This is a genomic window from Leeuwenhoekiella aequorea (assembly GCF_004104375.1).
Classification (GTDB): domain Bacteria; phylum Bacteroidota; class Bacteroidia; order Flavobacteriales; family Flavobacteriaceae; genus Leeuwenhoekiella; species Leeuwenhoekiella aequorea.
Genome location: NZ_QOVM01000003.1, coordinates 420,030 through 433,920 on the forward strand (window position 1 = coordinate 420,030; position 13,891 = coordinate 433,920).

16 protein-coding genes and 1 tRNA gene are annotated in these 13,891 nt (G+C 35.6%); 5 read left to right on the forward strand and 12 right to left on the reverse strand.

Annotated features, from left to right (window positions below; all coding sequences use genetic code 11):
- Nucleotides 1–10: 10 nt before the first annotated feature.
- The 10 genes from DSM00_RS09340 to DSM00_RS09380 form a co-directional block, all read right to left on the reverse strand.
- Nucleotides 11–1,513, reverse strand: a complete 1,503-nt coding sequence (locus tag DSM00_RS09340) for an efflux RND transporter periplasmic adaptor subunit (protein ID WP_128757745.1) — start codon at nucleotides 1,511–1,513, stop codon at nucleotides 11–13.
- A 20-nt stretch (nucleotides 1,514–1,533) separates the two neighbouring features.
- Nucleotides 1,534–1,866: a hypothetical protein gene (locus DSM00_RS09345; RefSeq protein WP_047550351.1), complete on the reverse strand. Its 333-nt coding sequence runs from the start codon at nucleotides 1,864–1,866 to the stop codon at nucleotides 1,534–1,536.
- 18 nt (nucleotides 1,867–1,884) lie between these two features.
- On the reverse strand, nucleotides 1,885–3,069 hold the full coding sequence (locus tag DSM00_RS09350; protein ID WP_047550348.1) for a TolC family protein: 1,185 nt from the start codon (nucleotides 3,067–3,069) through the stop codon (nucleotides 1,885–1,887).
- 94 nt (nucleotides 3,070–3,163) lie between these two features.
- Nucleotides 3,164–3,604 (reverse strand): hypothetical protein, encoded by a 441-nt coding sequence (locus tag DSM00_RS09355; RefSeq protein ID WP_128757746.1) that lies wholly within the window; start codon nucleotides 3,602–3,604, stop codon nucleotides 3,164–3,166.
- Nucleotides 3,605–3,732: 128 nt separating this feature from the next.
- Nucleotides 3,733–4,569 (reverse strand): DUF932 domain-containing protein, encoded by an 837-nt coding sequence (locus tag DSM00_RS09360; RefSeq protein WP_026753664.1) that lies wholly within the window; start codon nucleotides 4,567–4,569, stop codon nucleotides 3,733–3,735.
- A 36-nt stretch (nucleotides 4,570–4,605) separates the two neighbouring features.
- The gene (locus DSM00_RS15545) at nucleotides 4,606–4,767 is read right to left on the reverse strand and encodes a hypothetical protein (protein ID WP_156032956.1); all 162 of its coding nucleotides are present in this window, start codon (nucleotides 4,765–4,767) and stop codon (nucleotides 4,606–4,608) included.
- A 260-nt stretch (nucleotides 4,768–5,027) separates the two neighbouring features.
- Nucleotides 5,028–6,824, reverse strand: a complete 1,797-nt coding sequence (locus DSM00_RS09365) for a ParB/RepB/Spo0J family partition protein (protein WP_128757747.1) — start codon at nucleotides 6,822–6,824, stop codon at nucleotides 5,028–5,030.
- A gap of 321 nt (nucleotides 6,825–7,145) precedes the next feature.
- Nucleotides 7,146–7,865, reverse strand: coding sequence for an ImmA/IrrE family metallo-endopeptidase (locus DSM00_RS09370; RefSeq protein WP_128757748.1), 720 nt, complete (start codon nucleotides 7,863–7,865; stop codon nucleotides 7,146–7,148).
- A gap of 55 nt (nucleotides 7,866–7,920) precedes the next feature.
- Nucleotides 7,921–8,328, reverse strand: coding sequence for a hypothetical protein (locus tag DSM00_RS09375; RefSeq protein ID WP_128757749.1), 408 nt, complete (start codon nucleotides 8,326–8,328; stop codon nucleotides 7,921–7,923).
- A complete protein-coding gene (locus DSM00_RS09380; protein WP_026753668.1) occupies nucleotides 8,304–8,906 on the reverse strand; it encodes a hypothetical protein in 603 nt (200 codons plus the stop codon). Before DSM00_RS09380 ends, DSM00_RS09375 begins: the two co-directional genes overlap by 25 nt.
- A gap of 101 nt (nucleotides 8,907–9,007) precedes the next feature.
- Between DSM00_RS09380 and DSM00_RS15550 the strand changes: the two genes are divergently transcribed.
- The 4 genes from DSM00_RS15550 to DSM00_RS09395 all read left to right on the forward strand — a co-directional run bounded on the left by DSM00_RS15550 (nucleotide 9,008) and on the right by DSM00_RS09395 (nucleotide 11,588).
- Nucleotides 9,008–9,184 (forward strand): hypothetical protein, encoded by a 177-nt coding sequence (locus DSM00_RS15550; RefSeq protein ID WP_164916316.1) that lies wholly within the window; start codon nucleotides 9,008–9,010, stop codon nucleotides 9,182–9,184.
- Nucleotides 9,185–9,438: 254 nt separating this feature from the next.
- Nucleotides 9,439–9,933, forward strand: coding sequence for a Pycsar system effector family protein (locus DSM00_RS09385; RefSeq protein WP_128757750.1), 495 nt, complete (start codon nucleotides 9,439–9,441; stop codon nucleotides 9,931–9,933).
- A 166-nt stretch (nucleotides 9,934–10,099) separates the two neighbouring features.
- Nucleotides 10,100–10,921 carry an adenylate/guanylate cyclase domain-containing protein gene (locus DSM00_RS09390; RefSeq protein WP_128757751.1) on the forward strand — a complete coding sequence of 274 codons (822 nt, stop codon included), beginning with the start codon at nucleotides 10,100–10,102 and terminating at the stop codon, nucleotides 10,919–10,921.
- The gene (locus DSM00_RS09395) at nucleotides 10,914–11,588 is read left to right on the forward strand and encodes a hypothetical protein (RefSeq protein ID WP_026753671.1); all 675 of its coding nucleotides are present in this window, start codon (nucleotides 10,914–10,916) and stop codon (nucleotides 11,586–11,588) included. The genes DSM00_RS09390 and DSM00_RS09395 overlap by 8 nt, the downstream gene beginning before the upstream one ends.
- 149 nt (nucleotides 11,589–11,737) lie before the next feature.
- Here the strand turns inward: DSM00_RS09395 and DSM00_RS09400 are convergent.
- Nucleotides 11,738–11,810, reverse strand: a tRNA-Met gene (locus tag DSM00_RS09400).
- Nucleotides 11,811–11,938: 128 nt separating this feature from the next.
- On the opposite strand from DSM00_RS09400, the gene DSM00_RS09405 reads away from it, so the two are divergent.
- Nucleotides 11,939–13,498: a hypothetical protein gene (locus tag DSM00_RS09405; protein WP_128757752.1), complete on the forward strand. Its 1,560-nt coding sequence runs from the start codon at nucleotides 11,939–11,941 to the stop codon at nucleotides 13,496–13,498.
- Here the strand turns inward: DSM00_RS09405 and DSM00_RS09410 are convergent.
- Nucleotides 13,495–13,848 carry a SpoIIAA family protein gene (locus DSM00_RS09410; RefSeq protein ID WP_128757753.1) on the reverse strand — a complete coding sequence of 118 codons (354 nt, stop codon included), beginning with the start codon at nucleotides 13,846–13,848 and terminating at the stop codon, nucleotides 13,495–13,497. The genes DSM00_RS09405 and DSM00_RS09410 overlap by 4 nt on opposite strands.
- Between the last annotated feature and the right edge of the window lie 43 nt (nucleotides 13,849–13,891).

Consider the following 13,891-nt stretch of genomic DNA (forward strand, 5'->3'; position numbering starts at 1 on the left):
CTCTTCGTTTTTAATGTTCGTGACCGTGTGCAGGTGTTGAACCAGACATTGAAGCCATTTTAACTTGGTATGCTCCTGTGGTTACTACCACTTCGCCAACTTGTAAGCCTTGAATAATTTCTACATTCTCGCCATTACGCTTTCCTATTTTCACAGGTCGTCTTTCAAAACTTTCCCCTGAAAGCTGTACGATGACGGAATAACTTCCATAATCTTCCAATAAAGCATTAACAGGAATCGTAGTATTTTGGGTAGCATTTCCCATTGCGATTTGAACAGGTGTTAAGCTTCCTTCTGGCATATCGACATCTGCATTCACTTGTGCAAAAACTGAAATCAATGGATTTTCACGCTCCACATCCTTACCAATAGAAAGAATTTTGCCTTCCGCATCTGTTACATCTGCCCATTGTCCGTTGCTCGTTTGATACCAGATTCCCTGTACGTTCTCCATTGTGAGTCCATAGTTAGGTGCTAACTGGGTTTTCAATACTTTGGATTGGTGTGTGCCAATAGCTACCAATGCCACGCCTTGCGCCACATAATCGCCATTAGAAACCGTAATGGATTTTATAAACCCATCAAAAGGTGCGCGAATTTGTTTGCTTCCACCTGAAACACCAGATACCAATGATTGATAGTTGGCTTTGGCGATTTCAAAACTGCTTTCCACTTTCTCAAATTCAGATTTGGGGACAATTTTAGAGTCGTATAACTCTTTCTTCCGTTCATATTCAGATTTGGCTTGTTGGAATGTCGCTTTCGCGGAAGCGATATCCGTACTTAAATTGTTGGATGCCAAACCTTGACTGTTCAAGCTCATCAAAAGCTGACCTTGTTTTACCGCTGTGCCTTCCGTAAGGTTATTCACTTTAAAATCTACCACACCATTAGATTTTGCTGCCAAGGACTTTGTTGAACCTGGCGATGGCATCCAAACACCGGATGTATTGATGACATCGTAAATTTTACCCGAAACTACAGGCGCGGTTTGAAAATCGATTTTCCAAGCTTGTTCCTTTAAAAACGAGATGCCCTCATCTTCTTCTTCCGTACCCAAAGCTTTTATGGCTTCATCTATATTAGCATAAACCGTAACATCGTCAATTGTTATTTTATCTGAATATTCAGGTGTAGTTAATTCAAAAACCAATTGATAGTTTCCTTCTTCTTTCGGTTGTATGGCAGGCGAAAAAATGCCTGGGGATGACGGTGCATCTACCGTATTTCTAATTCCTTTTCCATCTTTTATTAAGCTGACCGTTACAGAACCTTCTTGAACGGGCTGGTGTTTATCCAAAACCGTAAAATGGGCTGCAAATCTACTTCCGTTACCTACTATGAGCGCAGGAAACTCAACAAAGAGTTCTGTTTTATCCGTCCAGATAGTATGGCTCAATCGTGGAATTTCTTCGCCCACGTGACTACCATCTTCGTTGTGTGCGTGTGCGTCTTCTGACTTGTTATTGCAGGACATTGCCAAAAAGGCGAGCACTATTATTATATATTTCATCTTTCGTATGTTTTTGATTTTTAATGGTCGTGGTGTTCTGACTCATCATCGTGTTTGTGGGTGTCAGAATCATCATCTGTATGATTCCCTTCTGAATCGTGGTCGTGCCCGTGTTCCTCTGTTTTTGTTTCCATAGAATCAGTTCCTACTTTAAACTCTTCTAGCTCTATGGTTTCTTCCGTATGACTACCATCCTCATTATGCTCGTGACCGTGGTCGTCAGTATTTTCGGTTTTTGTTTCTCGACAAGAGGTTACTAAAAATGTTGATGCGATTGCTATTGCGAATATTGATTTTGAAATTTTACTCATTGCTAAATATTTGTTTTGGTATTCGTGAATCTTCGATTTCATAATTGTATGTTTAAAAATTTATAACTGATGTTTTAATAATTGTGCTTGAAGCAGTTGCAGTTCCTTTTCCATTTGCAGCATTTTATCTGATGCATTCCGATAAAACTGAAGCTCCACGTAATAATCCATAAACGAATACTCGCCCAACATATAAGCCTTAAAAAGCAGTTGCTCGCTATTTAAATTGCCCATAGTGGTTTGATACTCATTAAATTTTTCGAGTATCAATTCGTATCGATTATAGGTTTTTTGAAATTGTGTATAAAGCGAAGTGGTAACTACCTGCGTGTTGGACTGTTGATACTCATAATTCGCTTCGGCAGCTTTTACTTTGTTCTTGCTACTCCAAAGTGGAATTGAAACACCGCCATAAAACCCAGAATAATGACTACCGCTAACGCCTTGATAATTATAGCCAAGTGCCACGTTTGGCAGCACCTTGTTTTTTTCCAGTTTTACTTTTTGACGAGATGCAGATTCATTAGCCTTTAATTCTTGTAGTAAAGGGTCTTTCGCTAATTTTTCCTGCCAAAGATTATCTACCGTACCAACTTCGATAGGTAATGCAATACTTGACGAAATACCATCAATTGCATTGCCTCCGTTCAAGGTTTTGAGTTTGGATAACAAAATTTGGATTTCGCTTTCAATCTGTTCCACAACAAACTGCTCTTGAATCCAAGCAATTTTCGCTTTATTCAAATCTAAAATGCCTACTTGCTCGGTATCAAAAAGTTTTTGGATTTGGTCAAAAACCTGCTTGCTCTGGGTTTTTCTTTCTGCTTCAATAGTTTTTTGCTTTTGCAAGAAAGCAAGTTCCAAAAGCGTATTTTTTGCTTTCAATAAGACTTCCAGTCTTTTATTAGCATAGGCTGACGCTAACTGTTGCGATTTAGACTCGTTCCATTTGCTACGAGCAGCATATACCGTTGGGAATTCAAAAGATTGCGATAGTTGATATTCGGTATAATCTCCAGTTGTATTGTCGCCAAATGGCAAATAAAAGCCAGAAAGCTGTGGGTCAGGCAAATTATTGTTGCTCCTGTTTTCGAGTTGCTGACTTTCAATGAAAGATTGATAGCCTTTTAACTCTGTATTGTTCTGTTCTATTTCGTTAAGCAGTTCCCCAATATTTTTATCCTGTGAGAAACCATTAACATAGAACAGGCATCCGCAAATCGCGGACACGATGTATTTGTTCATTGTTTGAAATTTTAGGTTTAATCTTACCTGTCGGCTGACAGGTCTGCATTTATAAAAGGGAATAATACCATAGCGATACCATTCTCCTAAATGATTAACCTAAAGATGGTGGGCCTCGTGAGTCGAGGGAAGAGAGGTAGGGATTAAAATATGTATTGGGTGGATGATAGACAGGCGGTTTACTATTTTGCCTATAGTCAATCAAAAAGATTTTTTGAGTTTCAAAAGAACTTTTTACTATATCCTTATCAACATTGGTCTGCTGCTCAACTGTATTCCTTTTAAGTACAACAATATCGCTGGATACCGTTGAGTGGACGTGCATTTCCATAAAGAACCCAAAAAATCCGTATGGGGATTCTTCCTTTTCGTGCGAACTGTCATCGTGATGATGGTGTTCGTCAGTATGAGCAATATCTGAAAAGGAATGCGTTTCCTCGTGCTGATGGTGCAAATGCGGAAAAACCTGATGCAGCATCATAAGGCTAAACAAGCCTAAAAAGAAAAATGCCGCTATTTTATTTGGTTTTTGCATTAATTACAAAGATAGCAATATTTCTTGTCTGGGAAAATTGACACACTATCAAACTAAATTCTAAATTATTTTATAAGTATTGCAAAGGGGGAAAATCCAGTTTAAGGTACTGGATGAACCTTTTGGCTTTATGCCATTGCATAGACTTCGTCGAACAGTTTTTTATCCAACCGTTCTTGTTGGCCAAAGCTTTTCTTCAAAACATTATGAAGTACTGAATTAAACGCATTGTAACCTAACCACAGATTTGGTTCTTCATTGAGCAACAAGGCTTCATAGTTTAAGATTTCGATGACCTCACGAGATTTTTTCGACGGGTCGCTATTATTATCGCTACATTCATACCTAAACAGTTTTGTTTTGTCAAGAATCGCTTTTACAAATTCCTGTGTATCGATGATTTTAAATTCTTTCATCTTGTCGAATTTCTTTGTAATGGTATAGAATTCATTGTCGAGAAATTTATCGAATAGATTGTTCAGCCTCGGCATAATCAAGTGCGTATTGTTCTTACTGTGCTTGATGGAAAACTCGATTTCCGCTTGAGAAACGTGCAAGCCATTTGAACATACTTCCCTGTAAAACCCAAAGTGTCCAGAGGTCTTTTCACTTCCGTCATACGAGTTTTTGAACCGAAGCATCGGCAGTATCAAGTCCTTATGGTTCTTGACCGTAAACTGGCTTTTATCATCGATGATAAAGTCGGTAATAAACGACCTATCATTTTTGTTGATGGTGCGTTTGTGGAAATTCAGTTGTTCATCGGTCAGCATTTCTTCAGCTTTCTTGAAGAACAGTTGATTTGGAATGTGGCCATAGCTGTTCGATACCACATTGACGATTTTGCCATTAGAGATTATGGCATTTTCAAGCCCTCTTCGGGATTCCATCTGTGTCAGACTTTTTAAGGATTTCATTTCTGATGGAACAAAGATTTCATCCTGTTGTAGATTTTGTAAATACATTACTTTTGAATTTAGACCTGTCTGCCGACAGGCAGGTTAAACATTTTCTGATAATACTCGGTAATAGTTGGGATGCTTATCCCTGTAATAAGCCAAGTGACTTTCGCCACTATCAATGTCATAATTTTTACTACTTGACTGATAATGCTTTTCAGCTTCTTGTAGCGAAATTTTAGGTTTTTCAGATACTCTTTTCATAATGATATATTTTGATTAAACAATATTTGAGCAGTACCCAAACGGAAGATAAAATCTCAGCTCAAAAGGAAACGGATTAAATAAGCGTAGGATGTTGCGTTGGCTTTATGCCGTAGTCTTTTGATGGGTGTATTTTACGAGTTTACTTTTGCGCTAACTATTGATTGATAACCCCCTCTTTGTAAATACATTTTTTAAAAACTATCATAAAAAAGAAAAAGGGCCAGCACAAATGCCGACCCTTCCTCAAACAACAAAAGCTAATCGTTGAGTTCCTGAATTTGCTTTTCAAGAACTGTGATACGCTCTTTCAAACGTTCCTCACGTTTGCCTCTCTTTTCGGCATATTCGTTTTCAATGCCGGCAATCTTGGATTTGTAATATCCTTGCATTGCGTTGTAAAATGAAATGTTCGTCAGATTATTGACGTGATTGCTTTCGCCAAAATGCACTTGCTTTGTGAGCATATAGCGTATCAACTTGTGAAAGATTTCCTTTTTGAACTTCTTCTTGAAATTCTCGACCATTCCAACTTTGGTCATCTTTGAAGTGTCTCCCAAGAACTTTGAGAAATACTTTTGTTGGCTCATATAGTCCACATTATTCTCAAATAGCGATATCGAGAATGCCACCATTTCATCCATTGAAAGTGTCTTCTTTGTATCGATGTATTTCGTCTCGCGAATCATCTCAACCACTTCTTCAAATTGCTTGTTGTTCTCTATTTGCTTCTTCCGGATTTCCCTTTCGTTGATTTTTACGATTTGTTCTTCAGGCGTACAATCTGCCATTTTCCTGTCGGCCAATTGTGCGGAATAATCCGTAGAATCGTTCTTTAATTTTTCAACAATCTTTACAAAAATTTCCTTGTGCTGGAATGAATCGGGATGAAACACAATACCGTTTTTAAATGCATCTTCTTTTGCTGAATTGAATTTTTCCAATGCTTCTTTATAATTCTGCATTGCTTCATCCAATTCTGCCTTTAACTCATCTTCAGAATAATCGTAATGTTGATATTCTTTCTTGATGGCTTCTATTGTAGGTACAATTGGATTCTCTATAATTTCAACATCGTCCAGTAGATAGACCGTCAATCCGTTCTTTTCTAATTGCGATATAATGAGCTGATTGTTTTCGTCATCTGCCCAATATTGTCTTATTTCAGGAACCAATAGGATATTCTCTTTCTTGGATTTCTCAATCAGGTTCAAGAGCGATTTACTTTTCTTAGTTTCGAAACAGGCTGCTTTTGTACAAACCATTTTACCATCGCCAAACAGATTGCCTTGATTTGCAGCATTGAAAGGACATTCAACACAAGACCCAGCTTTCGGAACCAATTTTTTGTCATTTACATCAAAAGATGCTTTTTCTAAATCGTAGGTCTGGTCCTTAATCATCTTGTTTATCTGGTGCGCATTAAAATCCTCGCCCATTGTTTCCAGCATCATCTGCTGTTCCTCTGGTTCAAAGAGCGCTACACCTACACCTAAAGAAATGGTCATTTCGCCATTGCGGACAAAGTGCTTAAAACCGTCAATCAAGCCAGCCAATTTTAGTCGCTGTCTGATGAAGTTATCCGTTCTACCCAATCGCTTCGCAATTTCGGTAGGTGCATATTTCTCGCTTAGGTAAGCAATCGCCTGAGCTTCTTCGGTCGGTTCAACATCCTGCCTTTGCAAATTTTCGATGATTTGAATTTCAAGAACATCGTTGTCCTTATATTCCCTGACAATACACGGAATAGTTTTCTTGTCGGCCAGCTTACTTGCTCGATACCTACGTTCGCCCATCACGATGATAAATCCGTTTCCAGATTTTCGAACTGTAATAGGCTGTAGAACACCGTGCTTTTTGACGCTTTCGGAAAGCTGTTGCAGATGTGCTTCATTAAAAGTTTTTCTGGGCTGCATCGGGTCGGGAATGACCTTTGCAATTGATAGGTTCTCAATCTGAAGTCCAATCGCTTTTTGTGTCAATTTTTCTTTGACTTCTTTCTTGGCGGCCGTAATTTTTTTACCGCTCTTTCTTGTGGTACTCGCTTTTGTTGTCATAATACTCAAATTTTTGATTAAACAATATTTGAGCAGAAACCAAACGGAAGATAAAATCTTGGCTCAAAAGGAAACGGAATAAATTAGCGTAGGAAGAAGCGATGGCTTTATGCCGTAGTCTTTTGATGGAAGTATTTTACGAGTTTAAATTGCGGTTATATTGTATGATAATAAACTCCTCTTTTAGATAATTCTATTATCAATTTCCAAATAGTACTTCAGTATTTAGAAATAGATTATAAATTAGGGATTCTGTTGCAGACAATATCCCTTGATTTTTTTGAAAAAATATTAGATTGAGTGATTATAAAAACCTATTAGCTATGCTTCCCAAATAACACTTATAAGTGTTTTGTATTTTTTCGTAGGTAAGCAATATTCATTAAACTCAATATCTTCTTCCCAGTCATTTAATTTAAACCAGGTCGACTTTTCAATAGATTGAGTTTTCTCAGCTCCTTCATAGATAAACTCATAATTTGAATTTATATACTCTTTTGCAACTGAAAACTCTGGTGGCTGAATTTTAGTAATATCGTTTGTATAACATTTAAAATCTTCCGTTTTGCGCCAATAGCGTACAACACCGTCGGCCATAAAAACAACGAAAAAAGGTGCAATTTCCAAACTTAACATTCTAAATATTACAGAAGTTAAGCTGGTATTGAAACGCTCACTTAACTCTTTAATCAAATCTGGACCAAATGGCTTTCTTGCAATGAAGTCTCTAAAAACTTGTTCGGGCATTAAAAGCTCGCCTGCAAAATCGTTCGCTTCAATTTCTTGAATACCTCTTTTGTGAACTTCTTCTAATCTATTCCAGCTTAGAGTTTTCTCATCGTCCAAATGAAATTCCAATTTATCGTGAAGAAAGAAGTGTCCTAATTCGTGCGCAGCAACAAACCTTTTGCGCTGAAGGGTAGAAATATTTGTATCTACCTTAATGATTGTTTTTGACTTACCTCTAATGATGACACCGTCTGAACCATTTAATTCTTCTTCTATGTAGATAACATCAAAACCAGCCAATAAATCTTTCATAGAAAGTTCTGTGACTTCATCAAATCCGATTTGTTGTAATATTTCTTTGGCCTTGTTACTGCCCTTCTGATTCTTCCTCAAGCATTTCTAAAATTTCAATCAGGTTTTGGTCTTTAATAATGTCTTTAATTTGTTCTTCAGACATTTTTTCCAATCTACTGAATTGTGTTTGTAATTGATTTGTTTGAATTAAATTGTTCATATACGCAATAGGCTTATCTAGCCCTTTGGTTAAAGCATCTTTAAAATAATTTGATGCTTTGTCAAGCATACTATCATTCTTCAATACAATACTCTTTGACTTTAATCTAAATTTCAATTGCTTGATAAATTTATCTTGTAATAAAGATTGTTCATCTAAATCGACACCTTCCATCTCAAGCTGCTTCCTAACCAAATTATCAGGAATCGCTTTGTCAAAATTATCAAGACTTTCCTTTACTGTTTTTTTAAGCTTGTCCACTTCTCGTTGAATTTGATTTTTTTTCTTCTTAATCTTCTAGATATTGTATAAATCACATCGATTGGTTTATCGAGTAAATCCGCTATGTCTTTTGGTTTGTCAATTCCATTTGCCAAGCATTCGAACACTTCTACTTCCTCTTTGTCCGCCCCTTGGTCTTCCAACTGTTTTATCCATTGCTGCAATCTCACTTCATCATCAATCTTTTCATAATTAAAGTCTTCAGTAGGTTCTTCATCGGAATAATTTGGAATATTGATTATGTATTCTGATTGAGGGTTTTCATCAGAATCATCGCCTTTTCTTTTTAACTGTTTAAAAAAACTATCTAAATCACTATGTAAAGCCCAAAATATAAATTTCTCAAAAGAGCAATTATCTGGTTTCCATTTGCGTGTACCATCACAGGCTTTAGTTAATGTTTGATGACAAAAATCTTGAAACTGAAAGCCTTTTTTGTTTCTGTCACTCTTGTCATAAAAGCGATCACGAGTATAAAGTTCCATCCTGTTTAAGAGGCTCTTTATATCGATTGCGTTAAGCTGTTCTATTATTTCTGAAGTTGTAGCTACCCTCATTCATTAAGTATATGCTTCAATGTCGTAAAAATTTACCAAATGACGGTAAAAAAAATAAATTTAAAAGCATATGAAAGTGTAGCACCTATAAAACAATACAAATGGCAACAAATGGAAAAAGTGGTGATAATCGCAGACACGGTGCAATAAAAAGCAGAACACAAGTTAAAAACACTAAAACTGGGCTTTACGTTAAAAGAGATTCCGATTCAGGAAGATTTATGGATGTAAAGACCAGCGGTAGAAAATTTAAAGGTGTTACTGATAAAAGCAAGTAACACTTCAGCGAAACCCAAATGCTGTGAAATTGGGCTAATTTAAATTTTGACTATGAATTATTCATTTCAAAATGACAAGTTGAGTCTTTGCAAAATGGACACTTGTCTACATTTAAACGGGGATAACGCTAAAGTTATTTCTACCATTCTTACTGTGGTAACATTTGTGGCAGCTGTATCGGCTGTCGCAAAAGCTATCAAGTAATCAACTAGGCTGGATCTTAAGAATCAGCCTAGTTAATAAATTTAACTGTATGGAAAAAGAAAGATTAGAATATACTGTAAATCGCCTAGACCATTATTACGATAGCGTAAATAATAAAACAGCGGTATATATCGCCATCAATACATTTATAACAGGTGGTACTATCACGCTCATAACTCAAATACAAGAATTACTCAATCAAGAAAACTATTTATTGTTTTTTTTGGCGGCAATCATAACCCTCGGTGTGGGTAGTCTCATCCTATTGGCATTAGCTAGTATGCCATATTTTTCGGCAAAATCAGAGATAGAATCCTTGTATTATTTTGCTAGTATAGGACAGAAAGAGCCCGATGAATTTTTTGACCTTTCAAAAAACCAAACTAAAAAAGGCAATTTAAAAGATTTAAGAAATCAGGTTTATATCCTTTCAAAAGGGTTAAAATCAAAATTCAGAAAACTTAAATGGGCTTGTGTTCTATTAATCATACAATTTATGCTTTTAGCACCCTCAACCTACATATTAATTAAAATTACCTCATAAAATGAACTTATTTGAAGACTACAAAAATGTAATTAAAAAAGCGGTCGAGAACGACCCTACAAAATCAAACAAAATTTACGGGCTTAGTGAACCTATGTTGGAAAGCAACCGCGAGTATCTTAAATTACTAAGAAATGAACTTCCTGGACGTGAACTTTCCCGCGAAATGAAACTATTTGCTAAAGGAATGGGCGTTAAAGAAACTTTCGACTACCAACCATTGGGAAGTCATCCTGACTTTACTTATCTAAAAGCTACAGACTTGGTTGAAGAGCATTGGATAATATCCGGCTTTATAGATGTAAAGAAAAGCACCAAGCTCTTTAATAACTTTACAAAAGGTACCGTCCGATTGATAACGGAAAGTATCATTCGAGCTTCAATTTTTGCAGTTAATCTTTGTGGCGGCTATGTTCATCGTATTCAAGGTGATGGCTTAATGGTATATTTTGGCGGAAAGAATATTGAAAAATTGAAGGCAGTAGAAGATGCGCTAAAATCTTTTTCAATGATATCTTACTTTGTAAAAAACGACCTCAAAGACTTTTTTGAAGATAATGGCATACAAGATATCCACACAAGGGCCGGACTGGATTTAGGTCATTCAAAACAGGTAGATTGGTTCTATTCTGGTATTGGCGAATCTGGGGAAGTTACTACGTGTAGCTTGCATACTAGCCTTGCACCAAAAATGCAGAGTAATGCCAAAAACAGCGGAATTGTGGTAGGGCACAATGTAACAACCCAACTCAGGAAAGACAAGTATTTTGAGCAACGAAGTAAAGAAATACACGATTATGAGGATGGACGGAAATATTATCAATACAATTTCGATTGGGAACGCTACTTGGTAGATAACAACTTGGCTGTTCAAAACGATATGGGCGTTCTAGTATTAACAATAAATACCTTGCCTGACCCAAACAGGAACAGTAGAGACTTATACCCCATTGCATCCAAAAGCAAGCCTTATTTTAACTATGACTAAGACAAATCTCAATTGTGATATTGATAGCTTTTTGGGCAAGTATTATTCTTTTAAGGATGTGCATAGCCCTAAACCTGGTTATTTGGCTCTTGAAGGGAAAATTAGCGTACTCGATAAGAAAGGCAAACTTTGGGGGCAATTTGAAATTCTCATTTTAATTAATAAAGTTGAATACCCATACACTATTCCTATCGTAATAGAAAAAACTCAAATAATTGATAGAGATTGGGATTATCATATCTCAAAAGAAGGCGTTTGCTGTTTGGATATTCCACATAAACTTTTAAAGAGCAAAAAGCGAGGAATTACATTTGAAGAGTTTTACAGGAATGTCATATATCCCTTTTTTGCCAATTACCATTACAAGGAATCAACGGGTGAGTATGCAAATGGGGAATACAAACATCATTTTGAAGGAATCGCTCAATTTTATCAAGAGGAATTCGACCTCGAAAATTTTGAAGATATAATTGCACTTTTGGAAACTTCGATAGGTGGTATTAAGCATCAACCCAATATTGAATGTCCGTTATGTGGAAAACCTAAATACAAAAAATGTTGCCGTAAAAAAGTTTATAGCTTAAAAGGATATGGTATGCAGCAATTAAAAATAGATTTGGTTCTATTTAGGCAACAACTACTTAAAAGAAAGAAAGTATTAGGTTAACTGTCAGCTCAAAATAAAATACATACACAAATGATATCAATAATTATCAAAGCTAATTAGTCAATGAAAAAGCCCTAAATGTTGTACCTATGTTGTACCCAAGACATAAAAAAAGCCCTCACATTTCTGTGAAGGCTTGATTTCTCTAGTAGCGGGAACTGGACTCGAACCAGTGACCTTCGGGTTATGAGCCCGACGAGCTACCTACTGCTCTATCCCGCGATATTGGACGGCAAATATAGAACACTTCTTTTGTTCTCACAAGGCCTTTTTAAAAATATTTTACAGATTTTCTAAAATTATATTTTCACTAACATTAATGCGCTGAAATATAGATACCTTTAGTCCAAATGAAAAAACTACTACTTACCCTTTTCGCCCTATTTGCAATCTTAGGAGTTGCAGCTATTTTACTTAATACCTATTTAAAAAATCAACTTCAGGAAATCATAAAAAATGATCTACCTGCTTCAATTATTCTTGAATATGAAGATGTGGATATTGATAGTTGGGGTGGTAATGCGAGTATGACTAATGCAACTGTGCGCATAAAAGCAAACGACTCTATGCCAAGAAGTGAAGTAAGTAACGCAAGTGTGTCTTTGCGCGGCCTTGATCATTGGGATTATTTTAAAAATAAAAATATTCATTTTAAAAAAATTACTATTCACGCTGATAGTCTTTCTCACTATCAACAAGCCAAGAAAAAAAATAAAACAAAACAAGACAGCTCTGTAAGAAATCCTATAAAGTCTGAAAACTTAAATAGTACGTTTCAAATTGATGAATTTGAATTAGTGACAAATTATATCCAAATATTTAAACCGAAAACGGAAGAGCTCCTTCTTAAAACGGCTCATTTTAATCTAAAACTTGAGCATATAACCCCCACAATTACTGAAACAATCACAAGACCCTTCAATTACAAGCAGATAGACATTAGTTATGACTCGTTATTTTACCAAATGAATGAATTTGATAATCTTACCGTAGATCATGTTCATTGGGATGGTTCTTCTTTACAATTAACTAATACTCAATTAAAAACTTCGATCTCACGCAAGCAATTAAGCAATCGCATTGATAAAGAACGAGATCACGTTGATTTAAAAATCAAGGAAATTATAATCGATTCTTTAAAATATGGTGATCGCTCCGGAAGATTTTATATGAATGCACCCTCAATGATCTTAGTAGAACCTGCTTTAGACATTTATAGAGATAAATTACTCCCTGATGATCTTACTCCTAAACAGCTGTATTCACAAATGTTAAGAGAACTTAATTTTGATTTAATGATAGATTCCTTAAAAATCAAAAATGGTTCTATTATTTATACTGAAAAAGTAAATACTCAATCTAAACCTGGTTCAATAAATTTTAAAAACCTCAACGCTAATCTAACAAACATAGGAAATACCTATAGCCAGCAGGAGAAAAAAACCAAAATAGACATAAAAGCTATTTTTATGAAGCAAAGTCCGATGAGTTTAGAATGGGAATTTGACGTTCAAAACCCTCAGGATAAATTTTATCTTGTAGGTAGTGTAAGCAAGCTGCCGGTTACTAATCTTGACACTTTTACATCGCCTAATTTAGGGGTAGAATTGCAAGGAAATTTAGAACATACCTATTTTACTATTTATGGCGATAACTACAATTCACACATAGATATGCAAATGACTTATGATGACTTTAAAGTAAGTATTCTGAATAAAGAAAAGCAAAAGAAAAAATGGTTTGCTTCTACTGTTGCTAATATTTTTATAGCTAAGACAAGTAAAAACGAGGATTCAGGTTTTAAAGAAGGTTCAGGTGAAGTTACCAGAAATCAGACAAAGTCGTTCTTTAATTATTTGTGGATAAACTTAAAAGAAGGAATGCTTAAAACGGTTACTGCTTTAGATTAAGAAGAAATCCATTCTATCGCTTCTAAACGTCGATCTACTGTAAAGTTTTTAAAATCCTTACCCAAAATAGATTTATTAACGTTTGTAATTGCGTGAATCCATTTTCTATTAGTTACAATTGCTATCTTATTAAGCCTATGCTTGTGCTGCATAGGAAATATACCTGCAATAAAAACAGCGTCAAGCGTAAAACGGTGAATATTATTATCTTCTAGATATAAATTTATAGTCTCGTGCTCTTCAAACTTTTTTAAAATGGCGGCTTTTAATTCGTTTATAGCCGAATAGTTCATTGCTCCTTCAACAATGTAACCTATAGCATTATCAGATAAATTAAAATTTAAAAGCATTTGAGGGGGCGTTTCAGTAAATATAATAATTACGGAATATTTA

What these genes read in the sequence shown, in the direction of transcription:
- DSM00_RS09345 (WP_047550351.1), bottom strand. Translation starts at nt 1,866, where the DNA reads ATGAAATCGAAGATTCACGAATACCAAAACAAATATTTAGCAATGAGT.
- DSM00_RS09410 (WP_128757753.1), bottom strand. Translation starts at nt 13,848, where the DNA reads ATGCTTTTAAATTTTAATTTATCTGATAATGCTATAGGTTACATTGTT.
- DSM00_RS09360 (WP_026753664.1), bottom strand. Translation starts at nt 4,569, where the DNA reads ATGTATTTACAAAATCTACAACAGGATGAAATCTTTGTTCCATCAGAA.
- DSM00_RS09355 (WP_128757746.1), bottom strand. Translation starts at nt 3,604, where the DNA reads ATGCAAAAACCAAATAAAATAGCGGCATTTTTCTTTTTAGGCTTGTTT.
- DSM00_RS09395 (WP_026753671.1), top strand. Translation starts at nt 10,914, where the DNA reads ATGACTAAGACAAATCTCAATTGTGATATTGATAGCTTTTTGGGCAAG.
- DSM00_RS15545 (WP_156032956.1), bottom strand. Translation starts at nt 4,767, where the DNA reads ATGAAAAGAGTATCTGAAAAACCTAAAATTTCGCTACAAGAAGCTGAA.
- DSM00_RS09350 (WP_047550348.1), bottom strand. Translation starts at nt 3,069, where the DNA reads ATGAACAAATACATCGTGTCCGCGATTTGCGGATGCCTGTTCTATGTT.
- DSM00_RS15550 (WP_164916316.1), top strand. Translation starts at nt 9,008, where the DNA reads ATGGCAACAAATGGAAAAAGTGGTGATAATCGCAGACACGGTGCAATA.
- DSM00_RS09405 (WP_128757752.1), top strand. Translation starts at nt 11,939, where the DNA reads ATGAAAAAACTACTACTTACCCTTTTCGCCCTATTTGCAATCTTAGGA.
- DSM00_RS09380 (WP_026753668.1), bottom strand. Translation starts at nt 8,906, where the DNA reads ATGAGGGTAGCTACAACTTCAGAAATAATAGAACAGCTTAACGCAATC.
- DSM00_RS09385 (WP_128757750.1), top strand. Translation starts at nt 9,439, where the DNA reads ATGGAAAAAGAAAGATTAGAATATACTGTAAATCGCCTAGACCATTAT.
- DSM00_RS09365 (WP_128757747.1), bottom strand. Translation starts at nt 6,824, where the DNA reads ATGACAACAAAAGCGAGTACCACAAGAAAGAGCGGTAAAAAAATTACG.
- DSM00_RS09390 (WP_128757751.1), top strand. Translation starts at nt 10,100, where the DNA reads ATGAAACTATTTGCTAAAGGAATGGGCGTTAAAGAAACTTTCGACTAC.
- DSM00_RS09340 (WP_128757745.1), bottom strand. Translation starts at nt 1,513, where the DNA reads ATGAAATATATAATAATAGTGCTCGCCTTTTTGGCAATGTCCTGCAAT.
- DSM00_RS09370 (WP_128757748.1), bottom strand. Translation starts at nt 7,865, where the DNA reads ATGAAAGATTTATTGGCTGGTTTTGATGTTATCTACATAGAAGAAGAA.